The sequence below is a fragment of the Catenuloplanes indicus genome (assembly GCF_030813715.1).
In the GTDB taxonomy this organism is placed as follows: Bacteria; Actinomycetota; Actinomycetes; order Mycobacteriales; family Micromonosporaceae; genus Catenuloplanes; species Catenuloplanes indicus.
On sequence record NZ_JAUSUZ010000001.1, the window covers coordinates 8,883,925 to 8,896,269 of the forward strand.

A 12,345-nucleotide genomic window follows, 5' to 3' on the forward strand; every position below is an offset into this window, starting at 1 on the left:
CACCTGGACCACCGTCACCGGGGGGACGTGCGGGTCGGCGGCCAGCTGAAGGAGGAGCAGGTCGGTCATCCGGTCATTCGCCACCACGGCCCAGTGGCGATACGCGGCGGCTCGCTGCGGTGGCGGCAGGTCCGGAGAGAAGAGCACGCGGAACGCCACACTCAGCGACGTTGTCAACTCGTCGCCCAGCAGGACGAGATTGCTGCTCGCCGGGCCGAGGCGAGCAGCGATCAGCGGATCGTTCAGATGCTGCTGCAGGTCGTCGTCGTCGTGACAGGTGAAGTGTGCCTCCCGGCGCAGGTGGATCATGCTGTCCGCCCGCACCGGCACGTCGCGCAGGGCCCACCGCAGGTCCACCGCCGCCGGAGCCGCAGCCGGTGCGTCGGTGAGGCGCAGGGCGATCTCGCGCTGCCCGTCGGCGGTCCAGGTCCGGTCCAGCGACACCAGGTCGAGCAGGCCGCTGAAGCCGCTCGCGGCCGGCTGGGAGCGCCACAGGCGGCTGTCCTGCCGCCATGCCCGGACCACGGAGTCGCGACCGCGCGCGGACTCGCCGCCGACCAGCCGAGAAGCCGTCACCGGCCCGATGCTGAGGACCAGCAACAGCAGATTCGACGTGTACGCCGCGACGCGCGCGGGGACGGTGAGGAGCGCCGGGGCGTACCCGTCGAAGGCTCGTGGTGGTCTGGGCAGCTGTGCGGCACGGTAGACGCCGACGAGGACGTCGAGCCACTCCTCGCGGGCTCCGGTATCCAGTTCGGACGCCAGGCCGCGGAGGAAGAGCACGACCTGGCGGCGGTCGGCGAGCGGGGCGAAGGACAGCAGCGCGTGCAGCAGGTCGTCGTCGAGCGCGGTGCCGGTGTGGAACGTGGTGACGCGCTCGCGGGCGACCAGCTCGGCCACGATGCCGTGGATCAGGCGGGCCGCCAGGAACTCGCCGAACGTGGCGTGCAGGAACTCGTAGGTCTCCAGCTCGGCCAGGTCGCGGGTCGCGCGGGCACGGTGGACGAAGAAGAACGAACCGAGCGCCAGCTCCGCGGCCCGCAGCGGTGCGCGCAGGCCGGCCGGCGAGGCGGGTGCCTGCCCGGCGCCGCCGAGCGCGGGCAGTGCCAGCAGGTCGGACTGGAGCTGCTCCTCGGTGACCCACTGCGCGCCGCGATTGAGCATGGCGAACGCGACCACGCTCAGCCGGCGCATCTCGCCCTCCACGCGTCTGTGGACCTCGCGCCGGGGCAGGCCGGTGCCGAGCTTCTCGACCTCGCGCAGCGCGAACCGGGTCAGCAGCCGCTCGTAGAGCTGGTCCGGCCGCAGCGCACCGGCGGAGTGCAGCGCGTTGCCCTCCGCGTCGTAGAGCGCGAGCATCAGCAGCAGCAGCGGCTGGGACGCGAGCTCCGGGTAGCGCAGCACGGTCTCCAGCGAGATCGGGTGCACGTCGCCGGTGAAGCGGGGCGCGTTGGCGCGGTTCCAGACGTCCAGCCAGGCCGCGACGCGCGGCACGTCGAACGGCTCCAGCCGGAGCGCGATCGTGTCCTCCGGGGCCTGCGCGCGGTCGGCGACGCTGGTCCTGCTGGTCACCACGACCGCGACCGGGCGGCCCTGGTCCGCCTCCCGCCGCTGGAAGCGGGCCACCCGCTGCAGGTAGTCGGACTGGCTCACGCCGGTCGCCTGGAGCAGCTCGTCGAAGCCGTCCAGGATGATCAGCGGGAGCGCGCCGTCGGCGGAGCGGGACAGCGCCGGCCATTCGACGCGCTCACCGGTCGCGTCGCGGATCGCGTACTCGATCTGGTCCTGCAGGTCGGCGGCGGCCGGCACCGCGCGCAGCACGACCAGCACCGGCATGAAATCGGCCGGCGGCAGTTGCGCGGCGAGGACGCGGGTCAGGACGGACTTGCCGGAGCCGGGCTGGCCGAGGATCAGCAGTGGCCCGGCCGTCGCGGCCGGTGCGGTCAGGTGCCACGTCAGGAACGCCAGCAGGTCGTCCCGGACCGGCCGCCGCTCCCACCAGTCCTCGCTGCTCAGCGCGGCCTGGCCGGTGACGGCGGACGCGCGGTACAGCTGTGGCAGAAAGGCCTCGGCCAGCGTGGGTACGCGCAGGCCCGCCGGGATCTCGCCGGACGGCGCGATCGGCAGGCGCATCGCGGCCCGGTACGCGAGGGCCAGCCCGCGGCGCCGGTCGTCCGGCGCGCGGCCGGTGGCGATCGCGTCCAGCGTGGTGTGCAGCGCGTCCAGCCCGGTGGCGAGGTCGCGGAGCCGTTCACGGGTGGCGGCGTGCTCGCGCAGCCCGGCCCAGAAGCCGGCCTCGGGGAACTCGGTGGCGAGCCGGCCCAGCAGGCTCCGGTAGCGGCCGAGCGCGGGCTCCGGCACGGCCGCGACGGCGGCGAGCGCGTGGGCTCGCGCGGTCTCGTCGAGCCGTTCGAACGCGGCCAGCCCGGTCACGAACGCGGCGACCGCGGCGGCCCGCTCCGTGTAGTAGGCGGCGAGGTCGCCGAGAAAGGCCTCGTGCGGCTGCGCCGGCCCGGGGATCGGCGTCGACCAGCCGCCCAGCGGCGTGCGGCCCGCCGTGCCGCCGGTCAGCGACCGCTGCTCGTCGGCGGTCAGCTCGAGCGCGCGGTGCTCCAGCGGGGAGGCGGACTCGGCGAGCGCCTCGAAGAACGCGGTCACCACGATCACCGCGTGCGCGGCCTCCAGGCGCTGGGTGCGCTCGTAGCGGGACAGGCCGGAGCGGTGGTCGGCGAGCCGGCTGACCAGCGCGGCGGTGACGCGGCTCAGCTCCGCCTTGGCGTCGAACCAGCCGAGCACGTCACGGAACGGGCCGACCAGCGCGAGCATGCCGGCGCCGAGCAGCGTGTCGAGGAGCTTCTGGATGCCGGCGTGGTCACCGCCGAGGATGCGGACGGCGTCGTCATAGCTGATGTCCCGGGCCACGAGCGCAGTATCTCGTATGGACACCAGCGGCCGTGATCCGTCACCGTGGGGATCGGACGTGGGAATGCGCAGCGGCTGGAAGAATGCGGGATTGCGCAGGGGCGATGGATTTCCGGGATCGGCTGCAACAATTGTGGTCATGCGACAGATGCAGCTGTTCAGTCCGGTGGAGTTGGCGGGGATGCGCGATCCGGCGGCGTCGCGCCGGCGCAGTCCCGCACACGACGAGTTCCGCCGCGTGCATCGGCGGCACCGGGAGTGGGGGCTTCGGCAACGGCATGACCGGCGGCTGCGTGACCTGCGGGATCGGTCCGGCGGTGAGCACGTGATGCTGCGGTGGGAGGCGGCCGGGGATCAGGGCGGTGTCCGGTGGCTGTTCCCGAGTGCGGTGGCGCGGCGGATCGTCGCTGTGAAAGGCGGCGCATGAATTGCGTCGCATCGGTTTCCGGCGCCGTCGGAAATGGTATTCCGATGGCTTCCCGGGCGAGGTGGCTCCCGTATTCGTAGTAGGTGCGGCCGGCCGTCAGGCGGTGCGGCCGAGTGCCTTCATGCCGGGGCGGCAGGCGGCCTCGAGGGCTGCCAACTCGTGCGGGGGCAGCCTGCGGGACCGGCCGATCGTGTCCGGTGTGACGCGGGCGCGGGACCGGGCCAGCCAGTCGCCGTCCACGGCGGTGTTGAGCGTGGCGGCGAGGCGGGTCAGCGTGGTCTCGGGCGAGCGGAGCAGGTCCTCGTAGCGAAGCGTGGAGGTCAGCGGCGCGGGCAGCACGTCCAGGGCGGCGACCCCGTCAACGATCATCGACGACCAGAGCGCACCGAGGACCGGAAGCGGGTACGGGGACGTGGGCTGTGCGGCGGCCCGCTGCGTGGACTCGGCGTGGCGGCTCATCGAGAGCGCGCAGTCGGGGCCGTCGCGGTGCATGTGGACGACGTGCGCGTCCGGTAGGGCCGCGTGGAGCGCCGGGACGAGGTGGAGTGCGGCGGTGCAGTGGTCGACGATCGTGGTCCGGCCGGACCGGGCCGCGAGGTGTTCCAGCAGCGCGCGGTAGTGCGCGGCGGGAGGCCCCGAGGGCTGGCGGCGGATGACCGGTGCGAGTACGTCGAGGAGCGTGCCGGGCCCGGTGCGCGGCGACGGCGGTGACGTGCCGGCGACCTCGCCGGGTGGCAGGTCCGGTCGGGCTGTGGTGAGGCGGGACCATGCTGTCTCGCCGTCGATCTCGGCACCGGGTGGATCAGGAGGATCGGTGATCAAAGCGGCGCACAGGTCGCGGACGCTGAGCACGTCGGGGTGGTCGCGGAGGATTCGCGACAGCAGGGTGCAGCCGCAGTGGCCGGCGCCGACGATGAGCGTCAGGTTCATGCGTACCTTCCGCAAGTGGGGTGCCGGAACGGCGCGAGGAAGCCGGGCGGGAAGTGTTGATCCGTGGCCGGTCCGGCTTCGTATCACCGGGTGCGGACCGCGGCGGCCGGGGCACGATCATCATCCGGTGGCAGGTGGGACCGCGCGGCCCCGGTCGCCTGTTTTCGCACGTCGCTGAAAGGATAGCCTTGCCCGCTGGACATGCTCTCGCTCGTTTGCTGGTCCTGGCGCTCGCCGGAGCCGGGCTTGCGGCCTGCACCGCCACGCCCCAGGACCGTACCGGCGAGGTGATCTCGATCGATCCGAAGGTCTGCATCAACGCGACCACGGGTGCGGACTACTGCTTCGAGCAGAACCCGGTGGAGCGGAAGGTGCCGGGGCTCGAGGTGGGTGACTGCGTCGAGTTCGCGCACACACCGCCGAAGAAGCCGGGCGGCCTGTTCCACCTGGAGCGGATGAACCGCTGCGGCGAGGAACCGGAGGAGCCGAGAACCGCCGAGAACTCCCGCGACGACACGGCCGATCCCGCCGGTCAGGACCCGGCCGCGGGTGACCAGGATCCGGCCGCGGGCGACGCGGCCGAGCAGGATCCGGCGGCGGCCGAGCAGGATCCGGCGGCGGGTGACCAGGACCCGGCTGCCGGGGATCAGGCCCAGGACGGCGAGCAGCCCGCCGGCCAGGACGGGCAGTAAGCCGCCGGATCGGCGGGTAGCCCGCCGGCCAGGATGGCGAGCGGCCCGCCGGCCGGGTGACGAGTGGGCCGCGGACCAGGCCGGCAGAGCACGCCGTGGGCCGGACGCGAACCCACGGCTGTGCGCCGTGCTACGGCCGGGACACGAAGCGGGGCGGCGCGGTGCGCGGCGGGAGAGTGACGGGAACCAATAGCCTGGAGTCCATGAGCGACTTCGACGAGGCGCAGGTGGCGGTCGAGGCGGCACTGGCCGCCGGTGCCCGCTATGCGGACGCGCGGGTGATGCATCGGCGATACGAGTCGATGCATGCCCGCAACGGGGAGATCCAGGAGCTGGCCCAGCGTGAGGACGCCGGTCTCGGCGTACGCGCGCTGGTCGGTGACTCCTGGGGCTTCTACGCCATATCCGACCTGACCGACATAGCCGCCCGGAAGGCGGGCCGGTCCGCCGCTGAGATCGCCGAGGCGTCCGCGATCGTGGGCGGGCGACCGGTCGAGTTCACGCCGGCCGCGGCCACGATCGACTCGTGGGCCAGCGGCTGCGCGGTCGACCCGCTCGCCGTGCCGCTCTCCGACAAGGGTGATCTGCTCTCCGGCGCGACCAAGACCGCGCACGCGGCCGGTGCGGACCTGGCCGAGGGCATCTACCAGGTGTGGGACACCCGCAAGTGGTTCGTCTCGTCCGAGGGGCACCGCATCGACCAGCACATCCGGGAGTGCGGCGGAGGCATCTGGGCCACCGCGATCGGCGACGGTGAGACCCAGCGGCGGTCCTACCCGTCGCACCGCGGCCAGTACGGCACCCGCGGCTGGGAGCTGGTCACCGAGCTGGACCTGGGCGCGCACGCGGAACGGATCGCGGACGAGTCGCGCGCGCTGCTGTCCGCGCCGCTCTGCCCGTCCGGTGAGACCACGCTGATCCTCGGCGGCGAGCAGCTCGCGCTGCAGATCCACGAGTCGATCGGGCACGCGATCGAGCTGGACCGGATCCTCGGCTGGGAGGCCGCGTTCGCCGGGACGAGCTGGCTCGACCTGACCGGGCTCGGTACGCTCCGGTACGGTTCCGGCCTGCTCAACGTGGTGATCGACCCGACCGTCCCGGGCGCGCTCGGCTCGTTCGGCTACGACGACGAGGGCTCGCCCGCGGTCGCCCGGGACGCGGTCCGGGACGGCATCTGGGTCGGCGTGCTGGCCGGCCGGGACTCCGCGGCCGTGGCCGGGCTGCCGTACGGCGGCAGCGTCCGCGCGGACGGGTGGCAGTCGCTGCCGATGGTCCGGATGACGAACGTCGGCCTGGAGCCCGGCCCGCACACGCTCGACGAGATCATCGAGGCGACCGACGACGGCATCCTGATGGAGACGAACCGCTCCTGGTCGATCGACGACAAGCGGCTCAACTTCCAGTTCGGCACGGAGATCGGCTACGAGGTGAAACGCGGCCGGCTCGGCCGGATGCTGCGCAACCCCACGTACACCGGGATCGGTCCGGTCTTCTGGGGATCGATGGACATGCTGTCCTCCGAGATCGTCGCCTACGGCACGCCGAACTGCGGCAAGGGACAGCCGGCGCAGATCGGGCACACCGGCCATCCGGCCGCGCCGGCCCGGTTCCAGAACGTGCGGGTGGGGGTGCGCGGATGATCGAGCAGGTGACGAGGGCGCTGCCGGGTGCCGAGGCCGAGGTGTTCACCCAGCACGTGGCGCGCGGCCTGACCCGGTTCGCGAACTCCGCGATCCACCAGAACATCACGACCGAGACCACCACGGTACGGCTGCGCGTGCACCGCGACGGCCGGACCGTGGCGCTGACCGGCCAGGACCGGGAGACGCTGATCGCCCGGGCCCGCGCCGCGCTGGACGCGGCACCCGCGGACCGCGCCTGGCCGGGTCTGACGCCGCCGTCCGCGCTGGCCGGCTCGGGCAACCTGGACGAGGAGACCGCCGCCGCCACGCCCGCGGACCGGGCCGCGCGGGTCCGGGACTTCGTGCGCGCGGCCGGTGGGCTGGAGACCGCCGGGTACGTCGCCACCACCGTGCACCGGGCCACGTACGCGAACACGCTCGGGCAGGTGGTGTCCGGCGGCACCACCGAGGCCGCGCTCGACGGCATCGCCCGCACCGGCACGTCCGACGGCGTGTCCCGGCTCGCGTCGGTGCGCCTGGCCGACCTCGACGGCGCCCGGCTCGGCGCCCGCGCCGCGGTCAAGGCCCGCGCGTCCGCGCACCCGGAGGTGCTGCCGCCGGGCCGTTACGAGGTGGTGCTCGAACCGACCGCGGTCGCGGACGTGCTCAACTGCCTCGCGATCTTCGGCTTCAACGGCCGGATGGTCGCCGAGGGCATGTCGTTCGCCCGGCTCGGCGCGGACCAGCTCGACCCGGCTATCACGCTGCGTGACGACCCGGTCGGGCCGGGCGGCATCGGGCTGCCGTTCGACGCCGAGGGCACGCCGCGGGACACGCTGACGCTGGTGGACCGCGGCACGGTCCGCGCGGTGCTGCACGACCGGCAGACCGCGGCGCTGACCGGCGCGGTCTCCACCGGCCACTACAGCGACGCCGGGTTCGGCGTGCTCGGGTCGTGCCTGCACCTGCTCGGGTCCGGCGCCGGGCCGGCCGACGAGGTGGACGGGCCGGAGGCGGACTCGCACGTGACCGCGCTGGTCCGCGACGTGGAGCGCGGTTTGCTGGTGACGGACAACTGGTACACCCGGGTGCTCGACCCGAAGACGCTGGTGATGACCGGCCTGACCCGCAACGGGCTGTGGCTGATCGAGAACGGGCAGGTCACCCGGCCGGTGCAGAACCTGCGCTTCACTCAGTCCTACCCGCTGGCGCTCGCGCCCGGCGCGGTGCTCGGCGTGGGCACGTCCGCGGCCGGCCAGCCCGCGACCCGGCTGGATCTCGGCTTCCGCGCCCCGGCCCTGCGCCTGGCCTCCTGGAACTACACCGGCAACGCGGCCGGCTGACCCCGGGAACACGGCCTCCCGGCCCGGTGAGCGCCGTGCTGGCCGGGCTGGGAGCGGCCCGCAGAGCGGCAGATGGGGCCGGGAGTGGCCCGCGATGCGGCAGGCGGGGCAGGGAGCGGCCCGCGATGCGGCAAGCCCGCAAGCACCGGGCCGGGCCCGCGGAACGCGGTCAGTCCGTGATCATCACCCCGGTCAGCGGCACTCCCCGGAACGACGCCAGCCGTTCCGCCTGCTCCTCGACCGCCTTGCGCTGATCCGGCGGGACCGGCGCCCACAGGTCCACCGCCACCTGGAACTTCTTCCCCTGCTTCCGTGGCCGCCAGGTGCCGAGCAGGTCACCGTCGACCAGCACCACGCCGGGCCGGCCGAGCACCGGCCAGATCGCCTTGGCCCGCGCCGGGTCGGCGACCAGCAGCTCACGGTCCTTCGCCTGAACGAACAGGTCGTACGGCCCGAGCAGGCGGGTGACGTCAGTGGCCGGGCCGGCGGTCAGCGCGTCCAGGTCCGCGGTCAGGATCGAGCGTTTCTGCCCGGCCACCACCACCTCGGTCACGTCCGACGGCCAGCGCGCGGCCACGGTCTTGACCGGCGCGTCCAGGAACGCGGCCACCTGCTTCGGCACGGCCGGCCCGAGCAGCCGCAGGTAGGCCCGGATCACGTCGAACCGGGGCGCGACGGTACTGCTCACCCGGAAACCGGGGATCGGCTGCAGCACCGGCGGTGACGTGCCGGGCTGCAGCTCCAGCCCGGCCCGGACCGCGGCCAGCCGGAACGGCATCTCCCACGCGTGCGTCACGCCGCACGGCTTGCAGAACCGCAGGTGCGGCGCATCCAGCACAGCGGCCAGCCGGCCGGAGACGTCGCCCTTCACGGTCGGCTTCGACACGATCTTCCGTAGCTGCGCGGCCACCTGGTCGAGCCCTTCCAGGTTGCCGATACCGGCCTGGCGCAGCGGCTTCGCCGCGTCGTAGATCCGCTTGCCGGCGTCCTCGTCGTCGAACGGCGCGACCGCGGCGGCCACCTGCGCGAGGTCCGCCCGCCGGTACAGGTGCGGGCCGCCGCGCAGCGTCCACAGCATGCTCAGCGCGTCCTCCGCGATGCGCGCGGTGTCCACACCGCGCGTGTGCAGCGCCCAGAGCGCGCCGTCCGGCCCGGTGTCCTGCGCGCCGTAGTCCAGCAGCGCGGTGTCCTCGACCGCGCCGGTGCCCACCGCCCGGTCCAGCTGCTGCGCCCGGACCCGGAAACCCAGCACCTGCTCCCGTGTGACCTCCACAGTGTCCACTCCTCCGTCGTCGGGCGATTATCGTCGGGCGATGAAGAAAGCGCGCTTCGCCACCGCACTCCTCTTTCTGCTCTACGGCACGCTGCTCGGCGTCTGGACCGCGCGCATCCCCGCGATCAAGGAGCGCCTCGGCCTGACCGACGGCCTGCTCAGCCTCGCACTCCTCGCGCTCGCCGCGGGCGCGATCACCGGCATGCAGGCGGCCGGCCCGCTGGTCGACCGGTTCGGCACTCGCCGGGTGCTGACCCCGGTCGCGGTGGCCGACGGTTTCCTGCTGATCCCGGTGGCGCTCGCGCCGAGCCTGGGCACGCTCGCGGTGGCGCTCTTCGCGTTCGGCGTGGTGCACGGCACGCTCAACGTCGCGATGAACGCGCGCGGCGTCGAGATCGAACGGTCCTGGGGCTCGCCGATCATGTCCTCCTTCCACGCTGCCTACAGCGTCGGCGGTTTCCTGGGCGCGGCGGCCGGTGGCGCGTTCGCCGCGGCGGGTGCCGGGGCGGCTGTCACGTTCGCCTCGGCCGCGGTGGTGCTGGCCGCGGTCGCGCTCGTCGCCGTCTCGGTGCGGGCCGGGACACACCCTGCCACAGGGGTACGACAGAATCCCGGCCGGCTGCACGGCGTACTCCTGCTGGGTGGTCTTGCCTTCTGCGCGCTGGTCGGCGAGGGCGCCGCCGCGGACTGGAGCACCGTCTACGTGCGCGACAGCCTCGGCGGCTCCCCGGCGCTGGCGGCCGGTGCCTACGCCGCGTTCTTCGCCGCGATGACCGCCGGCCGGCTCGCCGGCGATCCGCTCACCGCCCGGTTCGGCCCGGTCGCGGTGGTCCGCGCCGGTGGCCTGCTCGCGGCCGGTGGACTCGGCACCGCGCTGGTCCTCGGCCATCCGGTCGCCGGTGTGATCGGCTTCGGCTGCCTGGGCGCCGGCGTGTCCACGATCGCGCCGCAGGTCTTCTCCGCCGCGGGCGCACGGAACCCGGACCGCCCGGCCCGCGCGATCGCCCGCGCGGCCAGCATCGGCTGGCTCGGCTTCTTCGCCGGCCCGGTGCTGATCGGCGGCGGCGCCACGCTTACCGGCCTGCCGGCCGCGCTCGCGATCCCGGTCGTGCTGGCCGCGGTCATCGTGCTCGCGGCCCGCGCGGTCGCGGTGAAGCCGGCCGCCGTGCCGGCCACCGCGCCGCGATGACGGCGGACGGACGCCGGGACCGGCGCCGCGCTCGTGCGACGCCTGATCCAGGCGCAGTTCCCGCAGTGGCCGACGCTCGCGGTCACGCCGGTCCGGGTGGACGGCTGCGACGACCGGACGTACCGGCTCGGCACGACGATGAGCGTGCGCATGCCGCCCGCGAACGACGACAACGACGAGGTCCGCGGCCCGGGAGACCCGGCGAGTGATCGCTGAACTGCTCACCGGCTGAAACTTCCGGACCCGGCTGCACCGCCGCGACCCGGCGTTTCACGTGCTCATAACAAATTTACGGACTTGGATGTTACGGAAAAGTTTCGTAACCTGGTGGCGTTGCCGGTGCATCCACCCCGTCCCGCCCGGCGCAGAAGGGAAGGACCACGTGACTGTCACGACACCACGGCGCGCGATCGTGATCGCGGCCGTCGGCGCGCTCGCGGCGAGCCTCGCGGTCGGCGTCACCACCGCGGCCGAGGCCGCCACCACGCTGGGCGCGTCCGCGGCCGAGAAGGGCCGGTACTTCGGCACCGCCGTCGCGGCGAACCGGCTGGGTGACTCCGCGTACACGTCGATCCTGAATCGGGAGTTCAACCAGATCACGCCCGAGAACGAGATGAAGACGGACGCGACCGAGCCGAACCAGAACCAGTTCAGCTACGGCAACGCGGACCGGATCGTCGCGCACGCGCGCGCCAACGGCATGCAGGTCCGCGGGCACACCCTGGCCTGGCACGCGCAGCAGCCCGGCTGGATGCAGAACCTGTCCGGCACCGCGCTGCGCAACGCGATGCTCAACCACGTCACCCAGGTCGCCACCCACTTCCGCGGCCAGATCGCCTGGTGGGACGTGGTGAACGAGGCGTTCGCGGACGGCTCCAGCGGTGCCCGGCGCGACTCCAACCTGCAGCGCACCGGGAACGACTGGATCGAGGCCGCGTTCCGGGCGGCGCGGGCCGCCGACCCGAACGCGCAGCTCTGCTACAACGACTACAACACCGACAACTGGACCGACGCGAAGACCCAGGGCGTCTACCGGATGGTGCAGGACTTCAAGCAGCGCGGCGTGCCGATCGACTGCGTCGGCTTCCAGTCGCACTTCACCGGCGGGTCGAACTACCCGTCGAACTACCGCACCACGCTGTCCAGCTTCGCCGCGCTCGGCGTCGACGTGCACATCACCGAGCTGGACATCCGCAACGCACCGGCGGACGCGTACCGCAACGTGACCAACGACTGCCTCGCGGTCCCGCGGTGCAAGGGCATCACGGTGTGGGGCATTCGTGACTCCGACTCGTGGCGTTCCGGCGAGAGCCCGCTGCTGTTCAACGGCAGCGGCCAGAAGAAGGCCGCCTACGACGCGGTCCTCGCGGCGCTCAACAGCGGCACCACGCCGCCCACGTCGCCGCCGCCCGGCACCACCCCGCCGCCCACCGGCACCTGCACCGCCTCGGCCACGCCCGGCCAGGTGTGGGGCGACCGGTACAACACCTCCGTCACGGTCAGCGGCGCCTCCAGCTGGTCGGTCGTGGTCACGCTCACCCCGCCGCAACGCGTCTCCAGCACCTGGAACGGCACTCCGGCCTGGGACTCCAGCGGCAACGTGATGACCATGCGATCCAACGGCAGCGGCAACACGTTCGGCTTCACCACGATGACGAACGGCAACAGCTCCGCCCGCCCGCAGATCACCTCCTGCACGGCGAGCTGAGGCACCCTGGGGGCGGCCGCGTGGCTTCGCCGCCGCCCCCACACATGCATTTCCATTTTCCCGCTTCCGGCGTGGCCGAGTCCCCAGTGCTCCCGCGGGCACCGATCCCGCTGTGCTGACGAAAACCCCAGCGGGTGAATCCTTTCGCGCCGCTCTCGCCCCTGCCGCCCATTCCCCGCCGAGGCGCTGGGCTCCGTATGGCCGCCCGCGCCGTCCGCGTATCACCGGCGCGGACCCGG

At 73.4% G+C, this 12,345-nt stretch carries 9 protein-coding genes and 1 pseudogene; 7 read left to right on the plus strand and 3 right to left on the minus strand.

The window, feature by feature from the left end:
* Positions 1-2,280: 2,280 nt before the first annotated feature.
* Positions 2,281-3,063 (minus strand): annotated as a pseudogene (locus tag J2S42_RS42085) (NACHT N-terminal helical domain 7-containing protein); the annotation flags it as partial.
* Here J2S42_RS42085 and J2S42_RS39895 point away from each other — a divergent pair.
* A complete protein-coding gene (locus J2S42_RS39895; RefSeq protein WP_307247986.1) occupies positions 2,981-3,349 on the plus strand; it encodes a hypothetical protein in 369 nt (122 codons plus the stop codon). The pseudogene J2S42_RS42085 and the gene J2S42_RS39895 overlap by 83 nt on opposite strands.
* Positions 3,350-3,445: 96 nt before the next feature.
* On the opposite strand, the gene J2S42_RS39900 is transcribed toward J2S42_RS39895, so the two are convergent.
* A complete protein-coding gene (locus J2S42_RS39900) occupies positions 3,446-4,279 on the minus strand; it encodes a sulfotransferase family protein (RefSeq protein WP_307247988.1) in 834 nt (277 codons plus the stop codon).
* A 215-nt stretch (positions 4,280-4,494) separates the two neighbouring features.
* Here J2S42_RS39900 and J2S42_RS39905 point away from each other — a divergent pair, with 215 nt between their 5' ends.
* The 3 genes from J2S42_RS39905 (at position 4,495) to J2S42_RS39915 (ending at position 7,936) form a co-directional block, all read left to right on the plus strand.
* Complete coding sequence (locus tag J2S42_RS39905; RefSeq protein ID WP_307247990.1) at positions 4,495-4,971, plus strand: hypothetical protein; 477 nt, start codon at positions 4,495-4,497, stop codon at positions 4,969-4,971.
* A 203-nt stretch (positions 4,972-5,174) separates the two neighbouring features.
* On the plus strand, positions 5,175-6,611 hold the full coding sequence (locus J2S42_RS39910; RefSeq protein ID WP_307247992.1) for a TldD/PmbA family protein: 1,437 nt from the start codon (positions 5,175-5,177) through the stop codon (positions 6,609-6,611).
* Complete coding sequence (locus J2S42_RS39915; protein WP_307247994.1) at positions 6,608-7,936, plus strand: metallopeptidase TldD-related protein; 1,329 nt, start codon at positions 6,608-6,610, stop codon at positions 7,934-7,936. Before J2S42_RS39910 ends, J2S42_RS39915 begins: the two co-directional genes overlap by 4 nt.
* A gap of 169 nt (positions 7,937-8,105) precedes the next feature.
* On the opposite strand, the gene J2S42_RS39920 is transcribed toward J2S42_RS39915, so the two are convergent.
* On the minus strand, positions 8,106-9,209 hold the full coding sequence (locus J2S42_RS39920; protein ID WP_307247996.1) for a DNA glycosylase AlkZ-like family protein: 1,104 nt from the start codon (positions 9,207-9,209) through the stop codon (positions 8,106-8,108).
* A 40-nt stretch (positions 9,210-9,249) separates the two neighbouring features.
* On the opposite strand from J2S42_RS39920, the gene J2S42_RS39925 reads away from it, so the two are divergent.
* The 3 genes from J2S42_RS39925 (at position 9,250) to J2S42_RS39935 (ending at position 12,106) form a co-directional block, all read left to right on the plus strand.
* A complete protein-coding gene (locus tag J2S42_RS39925; protein WP_307247998.1) occupies positions 9,250-10,398 on the plus strand; it encodes an MFS transporter in 1,149 nt (382 codons plus the stop codon).
* Between the two features lie 33 nt (positions 10,399-10,431).
* Entirely contained in the window at positions 10,432-10,614 is a 183-nt protein-coding gene (locus J2S42_RS39930; RefSeq protein ID WP_307248001.1) for a hypothetical protein, read from the plus strand.
* Between the two features lie 166 nt (positions 10,615-10,780).
* Complete coding sequence (locus tag J2S42_RS39935; RefSeq protein WP_370879352.1) at positions 10,781-12,106, plus strand: glycoside hydrolase family 10 protein; 1,326 nt, start codon at positions 10,781-10,783, stop codon at positions 12,104-12,106.
* Positions 12,107-12,345: the final 239 nt, after the last annotated feature.

Coding starts and splice junctions, on each gene's coding strand:
- J2S42_RS39925 (WP_307247998.1), top strand. CDS start 9,250: ATGAAGAAAGCGCGCTTCGCCACCGCACTCCTCTTTCTGCTCTACGGC.
- J2S42_RS39915 (WP_307247994.1), top strand. CDS start 6,608: ATGATCGAGCAGGTGACGAGGGCGCTGCCGGGTGCCGAGGCCGAGGTG.
- J2S42_RS39900 (WP_307247988.1), bottom strand. CDS start 4,279: ATGAACCTGACGCTCATCGTCGGCGCCGGCCACTGCGGCTGCACCCTG.
- J2S42_RS39910 (WP_307247992.1), top strand. CDS start 5,175: ATGAGCGACTTCGACGAGGCGCAGGTGGCGGTCGAGGCGGCACTGGCC.